Source organism: Flavobacterium limi, assembly GCF_010645075.1.
GTDB classification, from domain to species: domain Bacteria; phylum Bacteroidota; class Bacteroidia; order Flavobacteriales; family Flavobacteriaceae; genus Flavobacterium; species Flavobacterium limi.
The window spans coordinates 73720-94409 of record NZ_JAADZV010000001.1; the positions used below are offsets into that span (position 1 = coordinate 73720).

General features: G+C 34.3%; 22 protein-coding genes and 3 tRNA genes. 14 read left to right on the forward strand and 11 right to left on the reverse strand.

The genetic code is table 11. From position 1 onward, the window contains the following. Positions 1 to 5: 5 nt before the first annotated feature. Positions 6 to 1046: a Gfo/Idh/MocA family oxidoreductase gene (locus GXM16_RS00330; RefSeq protein WP_163391619.1), complete on the reverse strand. Its 1041-nt coding sequence runs from the start codon at positions 1044 to 1046 to the stop codon at positions 6 to 8. Between the two features lie 34 nt (positions 1047 to 1080). Beyond that, complete coding sequence (namA, locus tag GXM16_RS00335) at positions 1081 to 2151, reverse strand: NADPH dehydrogenase NamA (protein WP_163391621.1); 1071 nt, start codon at positions 2149 to 2151, stop codon at positions 1081 to 1083. Positions 2152 to 2353: 202 nt separating this feature from the next. Between namA and rseP the strand changes: the two genes are divergently transcribed. From rseP to GXM16_RS00350, 3 genes are all read left to right on the forward strand, one after another. Further along, a complete protein-coding gene (rseP, locus tag GXM16_RS00340; RefSeq protein WP_163391623.1) occupies positions 2354 to 3694 on the forward strand; it encodes an RIP metalloprotease RseP in 1341 nt (446 codons plus the stop codon). 86 nt (positions 3695 to 3780) lie between these two features. Next, a tRNA-Asn gene (locus tag GXM16_RS00345) sits at positions 3781 to 3854 on the forward strand. A gap of 38 nt (positions 3855 to 3892) precedes the next feature. Continuing rightward, positions 3893 to 3966, forward strand: a tRNA-Asn gene (locus GXM16_RS00350). A 49-nt stretch (positions 3967 to 4015) separates the two neighbouring features. On the opposite strand, the gene GXM16_RS00355 is transcribed toward GXM16_RS00350, so the two are convergent. Next, a complete protein-coding gene (locus tag GXM16_RS00355) occupies positions 4016 to 4705 on the reverse strand; it encodes a hypothetical protein (RefSeq protein ID WP_163391624.1) in 690 nt (229 codons plus the stop codon). A 276-nt stretch (positions 4706 to 4981) separates the two neighbouring features. Next, positions 4982 to 5061: transfer RNA gene (locus GXM16_RS00360), tRNA-Leu, on the reverse strand. A 285-nt stretch (positions 5062 to 5346) separates the two neighbouring features. On the opposite strand from GXM16_RS00360, the gene GXM16_RS00365 reads away from it, so the two are divergent. Then, positions 5347 to 6288: a ribose-phosphate pyrophosphokinase gene (locus GXM16_RS00365; RefSeq protein WP_163391626.1), complete on the forward strand. Its 942-nt coding sequence runs from the start codon at positions 5347 to 5349 to the stop codon at positions 6286 to 6288. A 71-nt stretch (positions 6289 to 6359) separates the two neighbouring features. Then, entirely contained in the window at positions 6360 to 6971 is a 612-nt protein-coding gene (locus GXM16_RS00370) for a 50S ribosomal protein L25/general stress protein Ctc (RefSeq protein ID WP_163391628.1), read from the forward strand. Positions 6972 to 7135: 164 nt separating this feature from the next. Here GXM16_RS00370 and GXM16_RS00375 read toward each other — a convergent pair whose 3' ends face one another. Beyond that, positions 7136 to 7393: a hypothetical protein gene (locus GXM16_RS00375; protein ID WP_163391630.1), complete on the reverse strand. Its 258-nt coding sequence runs from the start codon at positions 7391 to 7393 to the stop codon at positions 7136 to 7138. Between the two features lie 79 nt (positions 7394 to 7472). Between GXM16_RS00375 and pth the strand changes: the two genes are divergently transcribed. Both pth and GXM16_RS00385 read left to right on the forward strand, forming a co-directional pair. Further along, positions 7473 to 8150, forward strand: coding sequence for an aminoacyl-tRNA hydrolase (gene pth, locus GXM16_RS00380; RefSeq protein WP_163391632.1), 678 nt, complete (start codon positions 7473 to 7475; stop codon positions 8148 to 8150). Positions 8151 to 8285: 135 nt separating this feature from the next. Then, the gene (locus tag GXM16_RS00385) at positions 8286 to 8897 is read left to right on the forward strand and encodes a superoxide dismutase (protein WP_025571021.1); all 612 of its coding nucleotides are present in this window, start codon (positions 8286 to 8288) and stop codon (positions 8895 to 8897) included. 500 nt (positions 8898 to 9397) lie between these two features. Here the strand turns inward: GXM16_RS00385 and GXM16_RS00390 are convergent, their stop codons facing one another. Together GXM16_RS00390 and GXM16_RS00395 are read right to left on the reverse strand one after the other, a co-directional pair. After that, positions 9398 to 11296, reverse strand: a complete 1899-nt coding sequence (locus GXM16_RS00390; RefSeq protein WP_163391634.1) for an amidophosphoribosyltransferase — start codon at positions 11294 to 11296, stop codon at positions 9398 to 9400. A gap of 79 nt (positions 11297 to 11375) precedes the next feature. Beyond that, complete coding sequence (locus GXM16_RS00395) at positions 11376 to 12299, reverse strand: PfkB family carbohydrate kinase (protein ID WP_163391636.1); 924 nt, start codon at positions 12297 to 12299, stop codon at positions 11376 to 11378. A 231-nt stretch (positions 12300 to 12530) separates the two neighbouring features. Between GXM16_RS00395 and GXM16_RS00400 the strand changes: the two genes are divergently transcribed. Continuing rightward, entirely contained in the window at positions 12531 to 13106 is a 576-nt protein-coding gene (locus GXM16_RS00400; RefSeq protein WP_163391638.1) for a hypothetical protein, read from the forward strand. Between the two features lies 1 nt (position 13107). Here GXM16_RS00400 and GXM16_RS00405 read toward each other — a convergent pair whose 3' ends face one another. Together GXM16_RS00405 and GXM16_RS00410 are read right to left on the reverse strand one after the other, a co-directional pair. After that, positions 13108 to 13512 carry a hypothetical protein gene (locus tag GXM16_RS00405; protein ID WP_163391640.1) on the reverse strand — a complete coding sequence of 135 codons (405 nt, stop codon included), beginning with the start codon at positions 13510 to 13512 and terminating at the stop codon, positions 13108 to 13110. Next, complete coding sequence (locus tag GXM16_RS00410; protein WP_163391642.1) at positions 13499 to 14083, reverse strand: RNA polymerase sigma factor; 585 nt, start codon at positions 14081 to 14083, stop codon at positions 13499 to 13501. The genes GXM16_RS00405 and GXM16_RS00410 overlap by 14 nt, the downstream gene beginning before the upstream one ends. A 317-nt stretch (positions 14084 to 14400) precedes the next feature. Between GXM16_RS00410 and GXM16_RS00415 the strand changes: the two genes are divergently transcribed. After that, positions 14401 to 14751, forward strand: coding sequence for a DUF6249 domain-containing protein (locus GXM16_RS00415; protein WP_163391644.1), 351 nt, complete (start codon positions 14401 to 14403; stop codon positions 14749 to 14751). 54 nt (positions 14752 to 14805) lie between these two features. Here GXM16_RS00415 and rnhA read toward each other — a convergent pair whose 3' ends face one another. Then, positions 14806 to 15285, reverse strand: coding sequence for a ribonuclease HI (rnhA, locus tag GXM16_RS00420; RefSeq protein WP_163391646.1), 480 nt, complete (start codon positions 15283 to 15285; stop codon positions 14806 to 14808). A 53-nt stretch (positions 15286 to 15338) separates the two neighbouring features. Further along, on the reverse strand, positions 15339 to 15902 hold the full coding sequence (gene purN, locus GXM16_RS00425) for a phosphoribosylglycinamide formyltransferase (protein WP_163391648.1): 564 nt from the start codon (positions 15900 to 15902) through the stop codon (positions 15339 to 15341). A gap of 175 nt (positions 15903 to 16077) precedes the next feature. On the opposite strand from purN, the gene GXM16_RS00430 reads away from it, so the two are divergent. The 5 genes from GXM16_RS00430 (at position 16078) to pyk (ending at position 20552) form a co-directional block, all read left to right on the forward strand. Then, positions 16078 to 16314: an acyl carrier protein gene (locus tag GXM16_RS00430; RefSeq protein ID WP_007137004.1), complete on the forward strand. Its 237-nt coding sequence runs from the start codon at positions 16078 to 16080 to the stop codon at positions 16312 to 16314. A 180-nt stretch (positions 16315 to 16494) separates the two neighbouring features. Beyond that, a complete protein-coding gene (gene fabF / locus GXM16_RS00435; protein WP_163391650.1) occupies positions 16495 to 17748 on the forward strand; it encodes a beta-ketoacyl-ACP synthase II in 1254 nt (417 codons plus the stop codon). Positions 17749 to 17758: 10 nt separating this feature from the next. Beyond that, positions 17759 to 18499 (forward strand): ribonuclease III, encoded by a 741-nt coding sequence (gene rnc / locus GXM16_RS00440; RefSeq protein ID WP_163391652.1) that lies wholly within the window; start codon positions 17759 to 17761, stop codon positions 18497 to 18499. Positions 18500 to 18624: 125 nt separating this feature from the next. Beyond that, on the forward strand, positions 18625 to 19113 hold the full coding sequence (locus tag GXM16_RS00445) for an IPExxxVDY family protein (protein ID WP_163391654.1): 489 nt from the start codon (positions 18625 to 18627) through the stop codon (positions 19111 to 19113). Between the two features lie 5 nt (positions 19114 to 19118). After that, on the forward strand, positions 19119 to 20552 hold the full coding sequence (gene pyk / locus GXM16_RS00450) for a pyruvate kinase (RefSeq protein WP_163391656.1): 1434 nt from the start codon (positions 19119 to 19121) through the stop codon (positions 20550 to 20552). Positions 20553 to 20690 lie beyond the last annotated feature (138 nt).

A 20690-nucleotide genomic window follows, 5' to 3' on the forward strand; every position in this document is an offset into this window, starting at 1 on the left:
TTTAATTACAAATCAATAATTTTTTTCTGCAGATTACTCGCAATTGCGGCTTCAATAACCTGCATTACTTTTACACCGTCCTGAGCCGTAACCGGTTCTGGTATATTATTGGTAATAGCATCATAAACACCATCAAAGTATTCAAAATAATTGCCCTGAAGGGTTTTGATTTTTTTGCGGATTAGTTTTCCGTCAATTTCAGTATGTAAGATCCCTTCAAAGCCTTCTGATTCTGTTCCCCAGGAATCACGGTTTGGTTTTTTACCAATTTTTAATTCGTCTTCCTGAACATCGCCACGCTGTTTTAGGAAAGAGCCTTTTTTACCGTGAATGGTATAGGAAGGATTGGGTTCCCTCACAAAAAAACCTGCCTTTAATCGTACTCTGAAATCTTCATAAATCAGTAACAAATCAATCCAGTCATCTACTACTGAGTTTTCTCTGGTATAACGAATATCCCCAAAAACTGATTTTGGCAAACCAAACAGACAAACAGCCTGATCAATTAAATGCGGGCCTAAATCTTTTAATATTCCGGCTCCGTCATTGGAGGTTTCTTTATGTGCTTTTGGGCTTAGTACCGGATTGTATCTGTCAAAATGAAATTCGGCTTCAACCAAATCTCCTAAAATGCCGTCTTTAATTACTTTTTGAATCGTTTTAAAATCGCTGTCCCATCTTCTGTTTTGAAAAACAGCCAGTTTCAAGCCTTTTTCTTTGGCAATTTGAGCCAGTTCCTGAGCTTCGGCAACGGTTGTGGTAAATGCTTTTTCAACTACAGCATGTTTTCCTGCCAAAAGCACTTTTTTAGCATATTCAAAATGTGTCCCGACAGGTGTGTTTACAATCACCAAATCGACATCATCGGCTAATAATTCATCAATTGAAGGGTAGCTTTTTACGTTTGGATAATCTTCCTGAATGAGTTTTTTGCTTCTTTCCCAGGAACCTAATAATTCAAAACCGGGGTGAAGATCTAAAAAGGGAGCGTGAAAAACTTTTCCCGACATTCCGTATGATAATAGTGCTGTTTTTATTTTTTGCATTAGTTTTATTTTAGTGTTTTCGATGCTGCTAAATTTAAAGCTTAGCTCTTTCGTATTGTTTTGGCCATTGAATATCATCGTTTAATTCTCTTGCAAAATCCAAAGGCAGGTTCGGGTTTCTTAACGACTCTCTGGCAAATAAAATTAAATCAGCCTGACCGTTATTCAAAATTTCTTCGGCTTGTTTGGCTTCGGTAATTAAACCCACAGCTCCTGTCGCAATATTGGCTTCTTTTTTTACTTTTTCGGTAAAAGGAACTTGATAACCCGGTCCAATCGTAATTTTTTGATGTGAAACCAATCCGCCGGATGAAACATCGATTAAATCTACTCCTTTTTCTTTTAATATTTTCGAAAGTTTGACAGATTCATCAGGATTCCAACCGCCTTCTGCCCAGTCAGTGGCTGAAATCCGAACAAATAAAGGTAAATCCGAAGGCCATTCTGATTGAACTGCTTCCGTAATTTCAAGTGTAAAACGGATTCTGTTTTCAAAACTTCCGCCATATTCATCGGATCTTAAATTCGTTAAAGGCGATAAAAACTGGTGTAATAAATAACCGTGTGCAGCGTGGATTTCGACAACCTGATAGCCGGCTTCAACGGCTCTTTTTGCAGCATTTTTAAAATCAGAAATCACTTTTTGGATTCCGTTTTTATCTAATTCCATAGGAGGATAGACTTCATTTTCATGATAAGGAACGGCACTTGGCGCAACAGTAGTCCAGCCAATATTTGATTCGTCTAATTTTTTATTGCCTAGCCAGGGTTCAGAAACGCTTGCTTTTCGGCCTGCATGTGCCAATTGAATTCCGGGAACGGCATTTTGCGAAACGATAAATTCGTTGATTGTTTTTAGTTTTTCAACGTGTTCCTCTTTCCAGATTCCAAGATCAGCAGGAGAAATTCTTCCCTCGGGTGAAACAGCTGTAGCTTCCTGAATAATCAATCCGGCACCTCCGCTGGCACGGCTTCCCAAATGGACCAGATGCCAGTCGTTTGCAAATCCGTCAACTGAAGAATATTGGCACATTGGCGAAATAACAATCCTGTTTTTTAAAGTGATATTTTTTATAGTAAGCGGAGAAAATAATAATGAAGCCATAGCATGTAACTTTTAATGTATTTTGACTACCAATTGACTGAGATAGCGTTTAAAAAAGTAAAGTTACTGTATCTGCGTAAAAGTAGAAATTCAAATGTTTATTAATTAACAAACATTTAAAACCTTAAGTATTATATTGCACTCTCAAATTAAAATAGAAAACGTTACTTTTGTGCGTTAAATTACGAACTAAAAATACAAAATGGATATAGTTATCAAACTCTCTCAATTTCTATTGAGTTTATCTTTACTTATTATTCTTCACGAATTAGGGCATTTTATTCCTGCTAAATTATTTAAAACAAGGGTCGAAAAATTTTACTTATTTTTTGATGTGAAATTTTCTTTGTTTAAAAAGCAAATAGGCGAAACGGTTTACGGAATCGGATGGCTGCCACTAGGAGGTTATGTGAAAATCTCCGGAATGATAGACGAAAGTATGGATAAAGAGCAAATGGCACTACCTCCACAGCCTTGGGAATTTCGTTCGAAACCTGCATGGCAACGCTTGATTATTATGTTGGGGGGGGTTACAGTAAATTTTATTCTGGCTTTTATTATATATATAGGTATGGCCTTTGCATATGGTGATACTTATATTGCTAACGCTGACTTAAAAGACGGTGTTTGGATTGAAAATCCTTTAATGCTTAAATTGGGATTTAAAACCGGAGATAAATTGATTGCCCTCGATGGGCAGAAAATCGAAAAATTGAATAATGATATTGGGGAGAATATTGTTATGTCAAAAGAAATTCTGATTGAAAGAAACGGGAAACAACAAGTTATTAATATTCCTACTGATGTTATTGATCAATTGTCAAAACATGAAAAGAGTCCGCTTATTATTGCCAGAATGCCTTTTGTTGTCGCTAGTGTTACCGAAGAGTCTCCAAATAAAAATTTAAAAGCAAAAGATTTATTTCTTTCTCTTAATGGCGAAAAAATAAAATATTTTGATGAGGCAAGAGCAATTTTAGAGAAAAATAAGAATAAAACAATCAAGGCTGTCGTTTTACGCGATTTCAAAGAAACACCAATAACTTTGAAAGTTTCTGCTGATGGAAAACTGGGAGTACAGCCTGGTGAATTGGAGATAAAAGAATTAGAAAAGTTAGGTTATTATAAAATTACTACCAGAGAATATAGTTTTGCAGAATCAATTCCGGTTGGACTTCAAAAAGGTAAGGATAAGTTATTCGGTTATGGAAGACAGTTGAAAATGATCTTTAATCCTGAAACAAAAGCATATAAACAGGTAGGTGGTTTTGCAGCGATTTACAACATTTTTCCTAGCTCATGGAGTTGGGAAGTATTCTGGTCAATTACTGCTATTTTGTCAATTATGCTTGGAGTAATGAATTTATTGCCAATTCCTGCCCTTGATGGAGGTCATGTGATGTTTTTATTGTATGAAATAATCAGTGGTAAAAAACCGAGTGATAAATTTCTTGAAAACGCCCAAATGGTTGGTTTCGTTCTACTTATAGCACTGCTTTTGTTTGCCAACGGAAACGATATTTACAAGGCAATTGTCAAGTAGAAAAAATATTTTTTAAAAAGAGTTAAAATATTTTTGAGAAACTAAAAATTCAATTATATTTGCACTCGCTAAAAAGAGCAACAACTTCCTCCTTAGCTCAGTTGGTTAGAGCATCTGACTGTTAATCAGAGGGTCCTTGGTTCGAGCCCAAGAGGGGGAGCAACTTTTTTTAGCAAATATATTGACCTTTAAGGTGATTCCTCCTTAGCTCAGTTGGTTAGAGCATCTGACTGTTAATCAGAGGGTCCTTGGTTCGAGCCCAAGAGGGGGAGCAAAAAAGACTATCAGAAATGATGGTCTTTTTTTTGTTTCGAACCGATTCTATTTTTTAGACATTGCCAGAGCTGTATTTTTACTTTCAAATAATTTAATCATTTCTTCTGCTTTTTCTGGTTGGTTGATTGCTTTTAGAGATTTGGCGCATCGTAAATAAAAAACAGGTTCTGAGTTTTCTTCAATGCTAAATAATTCCAGGTAGCATTTGGCAGCAGCTTCAAAATTATTCTCAAAATAATATTTATCGGCGACTTTTTTAAGCACCTCTGCAGATTTGTATCCTTTGTCTACCACGTTGGCATAGATGTTTAAAACGTCTATACTTACAGATCCTTTACTGTATTCAGGAACTGTAGTCTTAATAATGACTGGCTGGATGATCTGCTTGGTTTCGGTGGTTGTGATTTTCGAAGGTGCTATATTGTTAGTGGCTTTTACATATGCTTTTCGGTATATTGCGGTGACGGTCCTGGTGTTGTTTGGTCCCAGGTCGTAGGTGTTGATCATGTCGAGTTTTGTAACTTCGTATGTTGTGATTCTTTGTTTTCCGGCAGCAAGATTAATTACCTCTTCGACACAGTAAGCTTCTATAACAAGGTCTTCATCAGACTTGTCGTCAAACTTTAATGGTGCTTTTCGAATGTCTACGTTGGTAATTACCTGACTAACCTGACCAAAACAATTCAGTGAAAAAACACCTGCAAGTACTATAAGATGTATTGCGTAAGTTTTCATGATAATTAAAATAAGTTGTGACTGTATTGAAATTATATAATAAAGGTATTTATTATGTTTTGTTTATCTTTTATATTGGCGGTGAAGTGCTTTTAAAGTCGTTTAAGTGCTGATTTTGATCTGTTTGGGATGGCTTTTGAAGTTTTTGATCGAAAGGAAAGTTGTCGAACCATTCAAATAAAACAAGTAAGTGTGTTTTTTACTAAGAAAAATAAAGGTTTACGAAGTATTTAAAAAACAAAAAAGCTGTCAAAAATGACAGCTTTTCCGTTAATGTACCCGGAGCCGGAGTCGAACCGGCACGGTTTCCCACAGGTGTTTGAGACCAGCGCGTCTACCAATTCCGCCATCCGGGCTTAGCAGACGAAAAAACAATCAAAATTTGACTATTTTAACGCAATAGAATAAGCGATAATGTGCTTATTCCTTTAACACGGTGCAAATGTAAAAAATAAAATTAAAAGTTCTACTAAAAATACTCGAAATTTTCCTTTCAGTGTCCAATAAATTTTCTAAATTTGCACCTCGTTAAAACGAAGCACGCACAACTAACTACATCCGAGACAGATACAGGGATTTGGCTGAAAAAATAAATTTAGCCGGACTCTATAGAAAACCGAGGAATAAAACAACAAATTATAATGTCGCACCTAGAACCAGAAGCTAAAATTTTTGCTTGTTCACAAAGTGTTTATCTTGCAGAAAAAATTGCAAAAGAGTACGGAATTCCGTTAGGAAAAGTAACGATGTCAACGTATAGCGATGGAGAATTCCAGCCGTCTTACGAAGAATCAATAAGAGGATTACGCGTTTTTATCGTGTGTTCAACTTTCCCAACAGCCGATAATTTGATGGAATTGTTGTTAATGATTGATGCTGCAAAACGTGCATCGGCAAGACATATTACAGCTGTAATGCCTTATTTTGGCTGGGCAAGACAGGATAGAAAAGACAAGCCAAGAGTTCCGATTGGAGCAAAATTAGTAGCCAATCTGTTAAGTGCTGCAGGAGCAACAAGAGTAATGACAATGGATTTGCACGCAGATCAAATCCAGGGATTTTTCGAAAAGCCGGTAGATCATTTATTTGCTTCTACGATCTTTTTACCATATGTAGAAAGTTTAGGTCTTGAGAATTTAACGATTGCATCTCCGGATATGGGAGGTTCAAAAAGAGCATATGCGTATTCTAAGTTTTTACAATCAGATGTAGTAATCTGTTACAAACAAAGAAAAGCGGCCAACGTTATCGATACTATGGAATTGATTGGTGAAGTAAAAGGACGTAACGTAATCCTGGTAGATGACATGATTGATACAGGTGGGACTTTAGCTAAAGCTGCAGATTTAATGATCGAAAAAGGAGCGTTAAGCGTAAGAGCAATTTGTACACACCCTATATTATCAGGTGGTGCGTACGAGAAAATTGAAAACTCGAAACTAACAGAATTAATCGTAACCGATTCTATTCCGTTAAAGAGAGAATCAAATAAAATCAGAGTAGTGAGCTGTGCACCTCTTTTTGCCGAAGTTATGCACATGGTTCACCACAATAATTCCATAAGTGGAAAGTTTATAATGTAGTCATTGCGTAACGAAGCAATTTCACTACAATAAAATTTTGAATATTTTTTTAATAACTATATTTTTTTACAATGAAATCGATTACAATTAAAGGATCAGAAAGAGAAAGCGTGGGCAAAGTGTCAACTAAAGCCTTACGTAATGCTGGAGCGGTTCCTTGCGTGTTATACGGAGGAAATCAGGCAGTACACTTCTCAGCAGAAGCTGCGGCTTTCAAAAACTTGGTTTACACTCCAAATGCGCACACAGTTGTGATTGAGCTTGGAAAAGGAAAATCATTTAATGCAATTTTGCAGGATATTCAGGTTCACCCTGTAACTGACAAAATTTTACACATTGACTTCTTTCAATTATTTGATGAGAAAGAAATCACAATGGAAGTTCCTGTAAAAATCGTTGGTACATCTAAAGGTGTTCTTGCAGGAGGTGTTTTACGTTTGAACCAACGTAAATTAAAAGTTAAAGCTTTACCAGCAAATCTTCCTGATTTTGTTGAAGCTGATATTACTCCACTTGAAATGGGTAACAAATTATATGTTACTAAAGTTGGAAAACCAGAATACAAAATTATGCACCCGGACAACACGGTTGTAGCTCAGGTAAGAATTTCTCGTGCTGCTATGAAAGCTGCTCAGGAAGCTGCAAAAGCTGCAAAAGCTCCTGCAAAAGGAAAGAAAAAATAATTTTTTTTACTCTATACAAAAAGCATCAATCGAAAGGTTGGTGCTTTTTTTTGCTTTCAACCTTTTTTGTCAGGCTGAGCGAAGTCGAAGCCCCTTAAAACAATTATCTAATTGGCACATTTCCAAATTATCTAATTTTTTTTAGAAGCAGAAAACTTTCTTTTTCATATGACCAGACGTTCCTGCCATTCGCTAAATCTTTTCCCGGCTAAAGAAGCCGGAAAAAGGATATCGCTGCTGTCAGGGCTAGCAGGAGATTTAGTTTTTATAAGATTAAAACACGGAGTTCCCTGATATTTAAAGAAATCTTTTTCTTTGTTTAAAGACCTTGTAGAATTTTTAGGATTAAAAAAATCTGCGGAAACCCTTTTTATAGCCAACTTTGCATAAAACCTTCTCGGGCTCTTGGTTAAATAAGCCATGCAAAAATCAATTATCTAATTTTCAAATTATCTAATTGACACATTTCCTAATTCCCTAATTAACCTTACTTTTGCAAACATGATAAAATGGATAAACAACCTGTTTTCATCAACACAAAAAGAAGAGAACACAAAAGATTACATGAAACCGGAGGTTCATGAACATCAAAAAAACAATATAAAAAGCGTGAGTAAAAAATATTTAATCGTCGGATTAGGAAATATTGGTGCCGAATACGTAAACACAAGACATAACATTGGATTTAAAGTTTTGGACTTTTTAGCCAGAAAGGAAAGCCTTTCGTTTGAAACTGTAAAATTAGGTGCGTTGGCAGAATATAAGTTTAAAGGAAGGACTTTTTTACTACTTAAGCCAAACACCTACATGAACCTGAGTGGGAAAGCTGTGAAATACTGGATGGATAAAGAAAATATTCCGCTGGAAAATATTCTCGTAATCACAGACGATTTAAATCTGTCTTTCGGTACCATCCGAATAAAACCAAAAGGGAGCGACGGAGGTCATAACGGACTTAAAAATATCAATCTGGTTCTGAACACGCAGCAATATACCCGTTTCAGGTTTGGTATCAGTGATCAGTTCAAAAAAGGGCAGCAAGTTGATTATGTTTTAGGAGACTGGGATGAAGAAGAAAAAGCAAAATTACCGGAAAGGTTAGAAGCCGCTTCAGAAATTATTAAATCTTTCGGAACTGCAGGATTAGAAAATACCATGACAACTTTTAACGGAAAGTAAAGATTTACAGTAATTTTAGTGTAAAAACAACAATTATCAAATAACTAAATTCAATTATAACGAAATAGTATTTTCTATTCCAAAGTTAAATGTCTAAATTTGGATAAATTATTATAAATCATAAAATCATATATCATGGCTTTTGAATTACCACAATTACCTTATGCTTATGACGCATTAGAACCGCATATTGATGCGCGTACAATGGAAATCCACCATACAAAACATCATAATGCGTATACAACAAACCTAAATGCTGCCATTGCAGGAACAGATTTAGAAGGAAAAACAATCGAAAATATCTTAATTAATTTAGATAAGTCAAACGCTGCAGTTCGTAACAATGGCGGAGGTTTCTATAACCACAATTTATTCTGGACTGTAATGTCTCCAAACGGTGGAGGATTGCCAACAGGTGATTTGTTAGCTGCAATCGAAGCTTCTTTTGGAACTTTCGAAGAATTTAAGGCAAAATTTGCTAAAGCAGGAGCAACACAATTTGGTTCAGGATGGGCTTGGTTGACAGTTCAAAAAGGTGGAAAATTAGAAGTTGTGGGTACTCCAAATCAGGATAATCCATTAATGCCAGAAGTTGCTGGTAACGGTGGAACCCCAATCTTAGGAATGGATGTTTGGGAGCATGCTTACTACTTAAACTACCAAAACAGAAGACCGGATTATATTGAAGCTTTCTTCAGTGTAATTAACTGGACAGAAGTTGCTAGAAGATTTGCTTTAGAAAAATAAGATTCTTCTAAAATATAAAAATCCGATTAGTTCTTATGAATTAATCGGATTTTTTGTTTTATCATTTTGTGAATAAATTGCTATGCCAAATAATTTTTTGATTGATTCAATAAAAAAATCTGACTTAGCTAAAAGTATCTTTACAATTTTATATTCTTACAATAAAAAAGGCGGAATTTCTTCCGCCTTTTTTGCCCCAAATTTACCATATACTTAACCTACTTAATTTTATGGTGGGTTAAATGTACGATGCTGGATTATTTATTTCAAATATTTCTGATTAAATGCAATAATATCCGATTAACGGATTTGGTTTTTAGAAATTAAGTTTACTCCAATAAAAAAGGTGAGATTTCTCCCACCTTTTTTGCCCCAAATCTACCATAAACTTAACCTACTAATGTTATGGTTCTCCAAAGATATATTAGCATTGCATTTTTCCCAAAAATATAGGATGAAATGCAAAAAAATCCGATGAAATGCATTTTTTAACTTTTTTTTTAGTATGCTCTTGCGTTTTTTCCTTCATAAAAGTTAATAAAAGCTCTGTTTACAACACGATTTCCACCTGGTGTTGGATAGTCTCCGGTGAAATACCAGTCGCCAAGATTTTTCGGACATGCAATATGTAAATCTTCTACTTTTTGGAAGATAATTTTTACTTCAGCATTGATTTCAGGTGAGCTTAGCATCTCAGCAATTCTGTCTGAAATTTCTTCAGGTGTAAATTGGTCATAAATTGCAGTTACGTAATTTACAACATCAGTATCTGCATAATTTTCCTGAGCTTTGCATTTTGCATATACCTCGTCAACGATATGATATAAATTTCTTTCTTTCAGTAAATCTAAAGCAGCTCTGAAAGCAACAAGACCTTCTAGTTTTGCCATATCAATTCCATAACAATCCGGGTAACGAATTTGAGGTGCCGAAGAAACAATAACGATACGTTTTGGTTTTAAACGATCCATCATTTTTATGATACTCATTTTCAGTGTAGTACCACGAACAATACTATCGTCAATAATTACCAGATTATCTTCCGGCTTAATTACTCCGTATGTAACATCATAAACGTGAGCTACTAAATCGTCACGGCTGCTGTCTTCTGTAATAAAGGTTCTGAGTTTAGCATCCTTAATAGCAACTTTCTCAGTACGGATTTTTACTGATAAAAGTTCCTGAAGTGTTTCAGCAGTCAACGTATTACGGTTTTCTAATATATAATTGTTCTTTCTCTGATTTAAGAAGTCCTGAGCGGCTTCGACTAAACCGTAAAAAGAGGTTTCTGCCGTGTTCGGGATATAAGAGAAAACGGTGTTATCTGTATCGCTGTCAATGGATTCAAGAACAGCAGGTAAAATTAATTTTCCTAAATTTTTACGTTCCTGATAAATTTCAGCATCACTTCCTCTTGAGAAATAGATTCTTTCAAATGAACAGGCTTTTTTAACGGTTGGCTCCAGGATCTGATTCATGGTAACCTTTCCGCTTTTCTTTATAATTAATGCATTTCCTGGTTCAATTTCTTTAACGCTTTCAAAAGGAACATTAAATACAGTCTGGATAACAGGTCTTTCTGAAGCTACAACAACAACTTCATCATCCTGATAGAAATATGCCGGACGAATACCTGCGGGGTCTCTAAAAACAAATGCATCTCCGTGGCCTAATAAACCTGCCATAGCATAACCACCGTCTAAATTCTTTGCAGAACGGGTTAATATTTTGGCAAGATCTAAACGTTCTGCAATAACTGGCGAAGCTTCTCTTTTGGAGTATCCTTCTGCTTTACAATCCTGATACAGCTGCATTACTTCTTTATCTAAAAAGTGACCAATTTTTTCCATTACAGTAACGGTGTCTGCCATTTCTTTTGGATGTTGGCCAAGTTCTACCAAATTTTGAAAAAGTTCTTTAACATTCGTCATATTAAAGTTTCCTGCCAAAATCAGATTACGATGCATCCAGTTGCTCTGACGTAAAAATGGGTGAACGCTTTCGATGCTGTTTTTTCCGAAAGTTCCGTATCGAACGTGTCCTAAAAATAATTCTCCAACATAAGGAATACTGGTTTTTAGTTCTTTGATATTGTCGCCCAGATCAGGATTTGCTTTTAGTTCCTCACTGATACGCTCATTGATTTGCTTAAAAACATCCTGAATTGGCTGCGAATGGTTTGAACGAACCCTGCTGATATATCTTTCGCCTGGTTCTACATCCAGTTTGATACTGGCAAAACCTGCACCATCCTGACCACGGTTATGCTGTTTTTCCATCATTAAATACATCTTCTGAATTCCGTAAAAAGCAGTTCCGTATTTTTCTTTGTAATATTCAAGCGGTTTAAGAAGTCTGACTAAGGCTATACCACATTCGTGTTTTAAAGCGTCGCTCATTGTGTTTTGTATTTGTGTTGTTGTAAGTTGTGTGTATTAACGTAATAAAAAAGCCCCGTTTTATCGAGGCTCTTAGGCATTATATTTCTATGTCAAACTGAGTCAACGACTTAAATTGCTGTAATCGAATCGCTACTTCGGTTTTGCTTAATGTTTCCATCCTCTCAGTTCCAAATTTCTCTACGCAGAACGAAGCTAAATTTGAACCGTAAATAATTGCATTTTTCATGTTTCCAAATGAAATGTTTTCGCTTTGCGCAATAAATCCTGAAAATCCGCCTGCGAAAGTATCTCCCGCTCCTGTTGGATCAAAAACTTCTTCTAACGGTAAAGCCGGAGCAAAAAATACTTCTCTGTTGTGGAATAAAAGCGCGCCGTGTTCTCCTTTTTTGATCACCACGTATTTTGGCCCCATTTCCTGTATTTTCGCAGCTGCTTTTACTAAAGAATATTCACCGGAAAGCTGTCTTGCTTCTTCGTCATTGATTGTGATAACATCTACACGTTTGATAACGTCCAGTAATTCAGGAAGAGCGCAGTCCATCCAGAAGTTCATGGTGTCTAAAACCACTAATTTTGGTTTTTTCTCCATTTGATCCAAAACACTGCTTTGTACTAACGGATGTAAGTTTCCTAACATTACCACATCAGCATCTTTAAAGTTTTGAGGAACTTTTGGCTGAAAATCAGCTAAAACATTTAACTCAGTTACTAAAGTGTCTCTTGAATTCAGATCGTTGTGGTATAAACCGCTCCAGAAAAAGGTTTTTCCTCCTTTTACAATTTCGATACCTGAGATATCAATATTTTTTGAAGTCAGTAAATCTAAATGTTTTTGAGGAAAATCGTCGCCAACTACAGAAACTATGGCCGATTGCAGGTTAAAAAAGGATGCTGATAAACCAATGTATGTTGCAGCACCACCTAATATTTTATCTGTTTTTCCGAAAGGAGTTTCAATCGCGTCGAAAGCAACCGTTCCAACAATCAATAATTTATTCATTTTATGAATTTCGAATTAAGGTGCAAAGATACTTCATAAGTTACAATATTGCAACGGTTTGCAATCTCAAAATTTTCATAAAAAAATGACAACGATTTCGAAGTAAAAATGTTGTAAATGAATTGATTAAAATTGTTTTTCCGGGAAGCTTATAATAGGTTTTCTGAATTTAATAAGCAACTAATATTTTGTAAATGTTTTTAGTTAGATTTGTTTATATATGAATTAACTATGAAGAATGTTTTACTTTTATTGCTGTTTTACTTTTTGTTTTCCTGCGAAAAAAAAGAGCCTGCTTTTTCTGAAGAAATGATTGAAATGTTATCAGAACGAGGAGAGTTAAAAAATAATAGGGAAGCATTACCACCACCTCCAATATCATTTTCAGATGTATATCTTTTGACAAATAATGATGAAGTTGTTGTACTAAATGAAAATGAATTGTTTTTCTTTTACAAAAAAGATTATTCTACAAAGTTTAAATCTTTTAAAGAATTTTTAAATGCTGTTTTGAATAATGGGTTTGTTGTAGAAAAAAAAATGTTTAAACACCCAAATTATCCCAGACGATTTAAATTAAATTCAAAAATCAAAAAAGAATATTCATCTTTAGGATTTAATGCTTTTTTAAAGAACTATTCTAAATCATCTCGCAGAAAAGGAGTTATGGAGCTTAATAAATCAATTATAAAATCAGAAGAATATCTCACAATAACTTATTTGCTCTATAAAAATAGATATGACATAAGCACAGATTGTTATCTGGGGAAAGATTATATTAGAAAAAGAAAAGATGCTTTTAAATAATTTACACCTGATACTTCTTATCAAAATAATTCTTCAAAATCCCAACCTGAACCAAAATCATAAAAGGAACAATCAAAATAGCATACAAAATGTTTTTAGAAAAATGAATTCCTGAAAATGCTGTTGAAATCTTATCAGAATATAATTTTCCAACTTCGTCAATTTTAAAACTGCTTTCTGAAACTGAAAAAAGAGAAATATAAAGCACTAAGCAGGCTAAAGCAATTCCAATGGAAATCCATACCGGTTTTGAAATCAATGGTTTGTATGCTTTGTATTTTTTCTCTTCCAAAGTTAGAACTTCCGCCATTATTTTAGAAGTAAAATCTATTGATGGTGACTGCAGTTTTTCTTCAGCCATCATTTTTTCAATAAGTTGTTCGATATCTTTATTATTCCCTCTCATAACATTGTATTGTTTCTGGCTCTAACTGCTGTCTCAAAATTACGGCTAATTTCTGTCGGCTTCTAAATAATTTTACCTTAACATTATTAGCATTAATATTCATGATTTTTCCAATTTCTTCTAAACTCTGATCTTCAAAATAAAATAAGGTCAGCAGGAAATTTTCTTCACCCGGTAACAAATTTAAACAATTTTGGATAGTCTGCTTTCGTTCCTTGTCTTCTAAAGCACTCAAAGCATTGTCCATAGTTTTAATCAGATGAGATGAAAAATCATCAATTGAAATATTGTTTTCTTCTTTTTCGTTTTTCTTTAAACGGTCTAAACACGTATTGTAAGCAATTTTATAAATCCAGGTCGAAAATTTTGAATCGCCTTTAAATTTGCTCAAAGAATTATATATTTTAATGAAAGTATCCTGCGCAACTTCTTCTGCTTCTTCTCTGTTTTTAACCATTTTCAGGCCCAGCGTAAAAATCATATCTTTATAACGATCGACGAGCACGGCAAAAGAATTGGTCTCGCCCTGCAGAATTTTATCGATATAATGTTGATCCGGAATTGCACTCATATTATATAGGACGACAGAGTATCAATTTAGGTTACAGAAAATTCCAAATTTTTAAATTCCAAATTCCAATTCTTTAGAAACTTTCAAATATTGAATTCCAATCTAAAAAAATCCAAATCTCAATATTTATATATAGCAAAGTAGAGTAAAAACTTTGTCAAAGCTTTTGGGTAAACTAATTTAAAATCAAAATTAATTGATTATCAGTTAGTTTTGGAATTTTAAATTTGAAAAATTCATTTTTCTGAAAAAAGTTGTAACCTAAATTTGAAAAGAATCGTCCTAATGGAATATCAATCAATTAAAAATATAAAATTATGAATGCAGAAATTTTAATCCCAATCACTTTTTTCCTGATGATTTTCGGAATCGTATACCTTATATATTCTACACGAAACAGGGAACGTTTGGCACTTATTGAAAAAGGTGTGGATGCCAGTATTTTTTTAGAGGGAAAAGCGAAAGGTGTCCCGACATGGAAAATATTTGTAGTAAATCTGGCTTTCTTATTAATAGGAGGCGGTCTCGGAATATTTATTGCCTTATTGATTACAACTTATACCTCTTTAGAAGATGATGCTGTTTATCCTTCGATTATTTTTATAATGTCCGGAGTTGGTTTATTAGTTGGGTTTGGAACTGCCAAGGATTTAGATAAAGAGCAGTAAGGATTTTAAGTTAGTGTAAAAACGTATCGGGATGATTTTCGATACGTTTTTTATTTATATTAGTTTAGAATCGGTAGTTTCATAAAAGGAATCTACAGAAAGTTTAGGCTGCATGGATGCCATAACAGCCAGTTGATCACAGCGTTCGTTTTGCGGATGGTTATTATGGCCTTTGATCCATTTAAAATCGACCTGATGTTTACGGTACACAATTAAAAATCGTTTCCAGAGATCTGCATTTTTTCTTCCGGCAAAACCTTTTTTCTCCCAGCCTAAAACCCATTTTTTTTCAACAGAATCCACAACATATTTAGAATCCGAAATTACAAGGACTTTCATGTTTGGTTTTTTGAGTTTTTCTAAACCAACAATTACAGCCAGAAGTTCCATCCTGTTGTTTGTAGTAAGGCGAAAGCCTTCGTAAAATTCTTTTTTATGTGGTGTCCCGACCAATTCCATCACGACGCCGTAGCCGCCATTACCGGGATTTCCCTTTGCGGCACCATCTGTATATATATGTACTTCGTGACTCATTTTTTAGATCTCTTAGAGTTTAGGAATTTTTAGATTTCTTAGATCTAAATAATTTATTGTTCTAATAATGTCTGGATAATTTCCGGAAAATGTTTTTGTTCTAATTCATGAATCTTTTCAGCAACAGTTTCAGGCGTATCCGTATCGGTTAAAGCAACATTGGCCTGAAAGATAATAGCACCTTCATCGTAATGTTCGTTTACATAATGAATCGAAATTCCGGTTTCTTTTTCCTTATTATTTACAATAGCCCTGTGTATGTGCATTCCGTACATTCCTTTGCCTCCGTAATTAGGTAAAAGTGCCGGATGTATATTGATTATTTTATGAGGATACTTTTCAATTATGTTTTCAGGGAATTTCAGTAAGAAACCAGCCAGAACAATTAAATCCGGGTCGATTTCCTGTATCTTTTGTAAGATATTTTGTTCTAAAAGTTCGTTTTTTGCGAAGATTTCAACAGGGATTTGATGATTTTTTGCCCTTTCAATAACTTTTGCATTTGCATTATTTGTAAAGACAGAAACAACTCTTGCGATTTCGGTTTTTTTAAAGTGAGTAATAATATTTTCTGCGTTACTTCCTGAACCTGAGGCAAAAACGATAATTTTTTTCATAATCAAATTTATTTTGAGAATGCAAAAAACGGAATAAAAAATCAAAATAAATAGTATTGAAAGACCTTTCTTGAAATTAATTTTATAAATTAGTAACACATTTATTAACTAAATAGTTGTTTTAAAATAAAGTTTTTTATTTTTGCCAACAAATTAAATTCTAAAATTAAAGATTATGTCAGACATTGCATCAAGAGTAAAAGCGATTATCGTAGACAAGTTAGGTGTTGACGAAAACGAGGTTGTAACAGAAGCAAGCTTCACTAATGATTTAGGAGCTGACTCATTAGACACTGTTGAGCTTATTATGGAATTCGAAAAAGAATTTGATATTCAGATTCCAGACGATCAAGCAGAAAACATTGCTACTGTTGGTCAAGCTATTTCTTATATCGAGGAAGCTAAAAAATAATAATATCACACCCGATTCTGATTTAATTTAGAATTCGGGTGTTATTATTTAAAAAAATTAAATTTCGATTGATTTTCAATCCAAAAGATATATTTATATTGTAATGCCCATGGCTCTTAAGTAACAATTCAGTTAAGAAAGCGTGGGTTTTATTTGTTTAAAGATACAAAATACATATTTATGGCATTAAAGCGAGTTGTTGTAACAGGATTAGGTGCTCTTACTCCTATCGGGAATAATATCCAGGAGTATTGGGATGCACTTATTAATGGAGTTAGCGGTGCTGCCCCAATAACGTATTACGATACAGAGAAACACAAAACTAAGTTTGCCTGTGAAGTAAAAAACTTCAATATTGAGGATTATATGGACCGTAAAGAATCTCGTAGATTAGATAAATTTGCTCAGTATGCAATTGCTGCGAGTGATGAAGCTATTAAAGATGCGGGACTAACAGACGCAAATATCGACAAACAAAGAGTTGGGGTTATCTGGGGAGCAGGAATTGGAGGTTTAGAAACTTTTCAGGACGAAGTAATGTACTATGCAAAAGGTGACGGAACTCCAAAGTTCAATCCTTTTTTTATTCCTAAAATGATTGCTGATATTGCACCGGCGCATATTTCGATGCGTAACGGTTATATGGGGCCTAATTATACTACAGTTTCAGCTTGTGCATCTTCTGCAAATGCTTTAATTGATGCTTTCAACTATATTCGTTTAGGAATGTGTGATGTTATTGTATCAGGTGGTTCTGAAGCAGCAGTTACGATTGCAGGTATGGGAGGTTTTAGTTCTATGCACGCTCTGTCAACAAGAAATGAAAGCCCGGAAACTGCCTCAAGACCTTTTGATGCAACCCGAGATGGTTTTGTTTTAGGTGAAGGTGCCGGAGCTTTAGTTCTTGAAGATTATGAACATGCAAAAGCCAGAGGAGCAAAAATTTATTGCGAAATTGGCGGAGGCGGAATGTCATCTGACGCTTACCATTTAACAGCTCCACACCCGGAAGGAATTGGAGTCATTGCAGTAATGAAAAATACGTTAAGAGATGCGGGAATGAATCCTGAAGATGTTGATCATATCAACACTCACGGAACTTCTACTCCTCTTGGAGATGTTGCTGAGTTAAAAGCAATCAGTGCTGTTTTTGGAGATCATGCAAAAACAATCAACATCAACTCAACAAAATCAATGACAGGACATTTACTTGGTGCTGCAGGAGCTATTGAAGCTATTGCTTCTATTTTAGCTATGCAAAACGGTATTGTTCCTCCAACAATAAATCATACTGTGGTGGATGAAAATATTGATCCGTCATTAAATCTTACTTTAAATAAACCTCAAAAAAGAGAAGTAAATGTTGCTATGAGCAATACTTTTGGATTTGGAGGTCATAATGCTTGTGTATTGTTTAAAAAATTAGTTGACTAATTTTCTGTATATGAATATTATCAAAAAAATATTTTCAAAATCCCGTTCTCAAGAAGACGGGATTTTTTTTGACACTATTCAGAAAATTCTTGGTTTTCAGCCGGTTTCGCTGGAATTTTACAGGAAAGCATTTACACACCGATCTTCTAATAAGTTAGATGTATCAGGTAATCCAATTAATTATGAGCGACTGGAATTTTTAGGGGATGCTATGTTAAGCTCCGTCATTGCGGCACATTTATACAACAAAGCGCCCAACGGGGACGAAGGTTATTTAACTAAAATGCGCTCTAAAATTGTGAGTAGGGAACATTTGAACGAATTGGGCAAAGATTTAAATTTAGTACGGTTTGTTGAGAGTAAAGTTCCCGTTCAGCATTTTGGTGAAAATATTCATGGAAATATTTTCGAAGCGCTTATAGGAGCAATTTATTTAGATCGCGGGTATTCGTTTTGTGAAAAATTTATTCAGAACAGAGTTATTATACCTTATGTTGATATTGCCCGACTTGAAGGAAAGGTAATTAGTTATAAAAGTTTGGTTATTGAATGGTGTCAGAAAGAAAAGAAAATCTTTCATTATGATATTTTTGAAGACAACGGAATTGATGGACAGCGTTTGTTTGGGGTTAAATTGAGTATTGACGACAAAATAATTGCCAGGGCAAGAGCAACTTCAAAAAAGAAGGCAGAAGAGAAGGCATCACAACGCGCTTATTTCGCATTTCAGGAAAAAATGGATAAGAAATAATACAAAAAGTAGTGTAATATTCTTAATGCTATAACGTTTTCGTTTATAAATTAACAAAAACATCCTGTTCTTAACTATTTAAGCTACGATAGAAATAGTATATTTACAGCTTGATATTTCATGACATGGCTATTCATAGATTGGATTTAGACGAATTTGACGAAATTGATTATTATTTAATGGCAATCCACACTTCCTTAGAAGATTACAGATTAGCCTATTTTATCAATAAAAAACTTCCTATAAACTTAAGTAAGAGCAAAAATGAGATTCATGCTCAGACTAAGGAAGGAGAGACAAATTTTTCCAGATTCTACTACTATGATACCGACAAAGCCATTTCATGGAATTTGATTCAGAATAAAAATGAAATCATTTCAGTGAGAGCAAATGATTTTCAGAATTTGTTTTCCAATGAAAATAGTGAGGTTTCAACAACAATTCATTTACTTCCTGAATTCAAAAAAGTAGATTTTTTCCTGAAAATAGATAATAGTGGTGAGACTATAAATTTTTCAGAAATACAGCAAAAGCTAAATACAATTGAGAGTATCGCAGCTATTTATGCTGTAGATATCAATAAAATAAAATCAAAAAACAATTTAATTTTTTAAAAAAAATGCTTACAAACAAAAAAACCAAAATTGTAGCCACACTTGGACCTGCATGTGGAACGAGAGAGATCATAAAAGACATGATCGATGCAGGTGTAAATGTATTTAGAATTAATTTTTCGCATGCTGATTACGAAGGTGTAAAAGAAAAAATAAATATTATTAGAGGACTAAACGAAGAATTTGGATATACTACTGCAATTCTTGGAGATTTACAGGGACCAAAACTTAGAGTTGGTGTAATGGAAGAAGGGACAGTTGTTAACGATGGTGATACTCTTACTTTTACAACAGCTGAAGATATTGTAGGGAATTCTAAGAGAGCGTTTATGAAATACCAGAATTTCCCAAATGACGTGAATCCCGGAGAACGTATTTTGCTGGATGATGGTAAGCTTATTTTTGAAATTGTTTCAACAGATAAAAAAACAGAAGTTGTTGCTAAGGTAATTCAGGGAGGAGAATTAAAATCTAAAAAAGGGGTTAATCTACCGAATACTAAAATTTCCTTACCGGCTTTAACTGAAAAAGATATTGCTGATGCGATTTTTGCTATTGAACAAAAAGTAGACTGGATAGCACTTTCATTTGTTAAAACACCTCGTGACTTACAAGATTTACAGGAATTAATAGCGAAGCATTCTGAATATAAGATTCCAATAATTGCTAAAATTGAAATGCCTGAAGCTCTTGAAAATATGGATAAAATTGTTGCTTATTGCGATGGTTTAATGGTGGCTCGTGGAGATTTAGGAGTTGAACTTCCTGCTCATGAAGTACCATTAGTTCAAAAAGATTTAATTCGCAGGGCAAAAACTGCAAGAATTCCGGTTATCGTTGCTACACAAATGATGGAAACAATGATTACAAGTTTAACTCCAACAAGAGCTGAAGTAAATGACGTTGCAAACTCAGTAATGGACGGAGCTGATGCTGTAATGTTGTCTGGAGAAACTGCTACAGGAAATTATCCGGTACAGGTAATCCAGAGAATGACACAAATTTGTGAGGCTGTTGAAAATTCTCCGCTAATTCATGTACCTCAAAACACACCTCAAATTAAAACAAAACGTTTCATTACTAAAACAATTTGTCAACAAGCGGCTGTAATGGCTAACACAATTCAGGCAAAAGCAATTTGTACATTGACTAATAGCGGCTATACTGCTTTCCAAATTTCTGCCTGGAGACCATCATCGGCACATATCTTAGTATTTACTTCAAACAAAAGGATTTTAACACAATTAAATTTATTATGGGGAGTTAAATCATTCTTCTATGATAATGAAAACAGTACTGATGATACAGTAACTGATGTTAATCAAATTGCAGTAGAAAAAGGTTATGCTGTAAAAGGTGATTATTTGATTAATCTTGCAGCTATGCCAATTAAAGATAAAGGAATGGTTAATACCATGAGAGTTTCTGAAATAGAATAGTTTTGTAAATACATATTTGAAAATCCATCCGAGTTATCGGGTGGATTTTTTGTTTCATCTGTATTTTAAAATATTAAGTAGTTAAATAAAAATTCCCGATAATTCTAATTACCGGGAATTTGGATTATGATTCAGAAG

Bases quoted from the DNA above. Each gene is read 5' to 3' on its own strand.
- GXM16_RS00330 (WP_163391619.1), bottom strand. From the start codon at position 1,046: ATGCAAAAAATAAAAACAGCACTATTATCATACGGAATGTCGGGAAAA.
- namA (WP_163391621.1), bottom strand. From the start codon at position 2,151: ATGGCTTCATTATTATTTTCTCCGCTTACTATAAAAAATATCACTTTA.
- rseP (WP_163391623.1), top strand. From the start codon at position 2,354: ATGGATATAGTTATCAAACTCTCTCAATTTCTATTGAGTTTATCTTTA.
- GXM16_RS00355 (WP_163391624.1), bottom strand. From the start codon at position 4,705: ATGAAAACTTACGCAATACATCTTATAGTACTTGCAGGTGTTTTTTCA.
- GXM16_RS00365 (WP_163391626.1), top strand. From the start codon at position 5,347: ATGTCGCACCTAGAACCAGAAGCTAAAATTTTTGCTTGTTCACAAAGT.
- GXM16_RS00370 (WP_163391628.1), top strand. From the start codon at position 6,360: ATGAAATCGATTACAATTAAAGGATCAGAAAGAGAAAGCGTGGGCAAA.
- GXM16_RS00375 (WP_163391630.1), bottom strand. From the start codon at position 7,393: ATGGCTTATTTAACCAAGAGCCCGAGAAGGTTTTATGCAAAGTTGGCT.
- pth (WP_163391632.1), top strand. From the start codon at position 7,473: ATGATAAAATGGATAAACAACCTGTTTTCATCAACACAAAAAGAAGAG.
- GXM16_RS00385 (WP_025571021.1), top strand. From the start codon at position 8,286: ATGGCTTTTGAATTACCACAATTACCTTATGCTTATGACGCATTAGAA.
- GXM16_RS00390 (WP_163391634.1), bottom strand. From the start codon at position 11,296: ATGAGCGACGCTTTAAAACACGAATGTGGTATAGCCTTAGTCAGACTT.
- GXM16_RS00395 (WP_163391636.1), bottom strand. From the start codon at position 12,299: ATGAATAAATTATTGATTGTTGGAACGGTTGCTTTCGACGCGATTGAA.
- GXM16_RS00400 (WP_163391638.1), top strand. From the start codon at position 12,531: ATGAAGAATGTTTTACTTTTATTGCTGTTTTACTTTTTGTTTTCCTGC.
- GXM16_RS00405 (WP_163391640.1), bottom strand. From the start codon at position 13,512: ATGAGAGGGAATAATAAAGATATCGAACAACTTATTGAAAAAATGATG.
- GXM16_RS00410 (WP_163391642.1), bottom strand. From the start codon at position 14,083: ATGAGTGCAATTCCGGATCAACATTATATCGATAAAATTCTGCAGGGC.
- GXM16_RS00415 (WP_163391644.1), top strand. From the start codon at position 14,401: ATGAATGCAGAAATTTTAATCCCAATCACTTTTTTCCTGATGATTTTC.
- rnhA (WP_163391646.1), bottom strand. From the start codon at position 15,285: ATGAGTCACGAAGTACATATATATACAGATGGTGCCGCAAAGGGAAAT.
- purN (WP_163391648.1), bottom strand. From the start codon at position 15,902: ATGAAAAAAATTATCGTTTTTGCCTCAGGTTCAGGAAGTAACGCAGAA.
- GXM16_RS00430 (WP_007137004.1), top strand. From the start codon at position 16,078: ATGTCAGACATTGCATCAAGAGTAAAAGCGATTATCGTAGACAAGTTA.
- fabF (WP_163391650.1), top strand. From the start codon at position 16,495: ATGGCATTAAAGCGAGTTGTTGTAACAGGATTAGGTGCTCTTACTCCT.
- rnc (WP_163391652.1), top strand. From the start codon at position 17,759: ATGAATATTATCAAAAAAATATTTTCAAAATCCCGTTCTCAAGAAGAC.
- GXM16_RS00445 (WP_163391654.1), top strand. From the start codon at position 18,625: ATGGCTATTCATAGATTGGATTTAGACGAATTTGACGAAATTGATTAT.
- pyk (WP_163391656.1), top strand. From the start codon at position 19,119: ATGCTTACAAACAAAAAAACCAAAATTGTAGCCACACTTGGACCTGCA.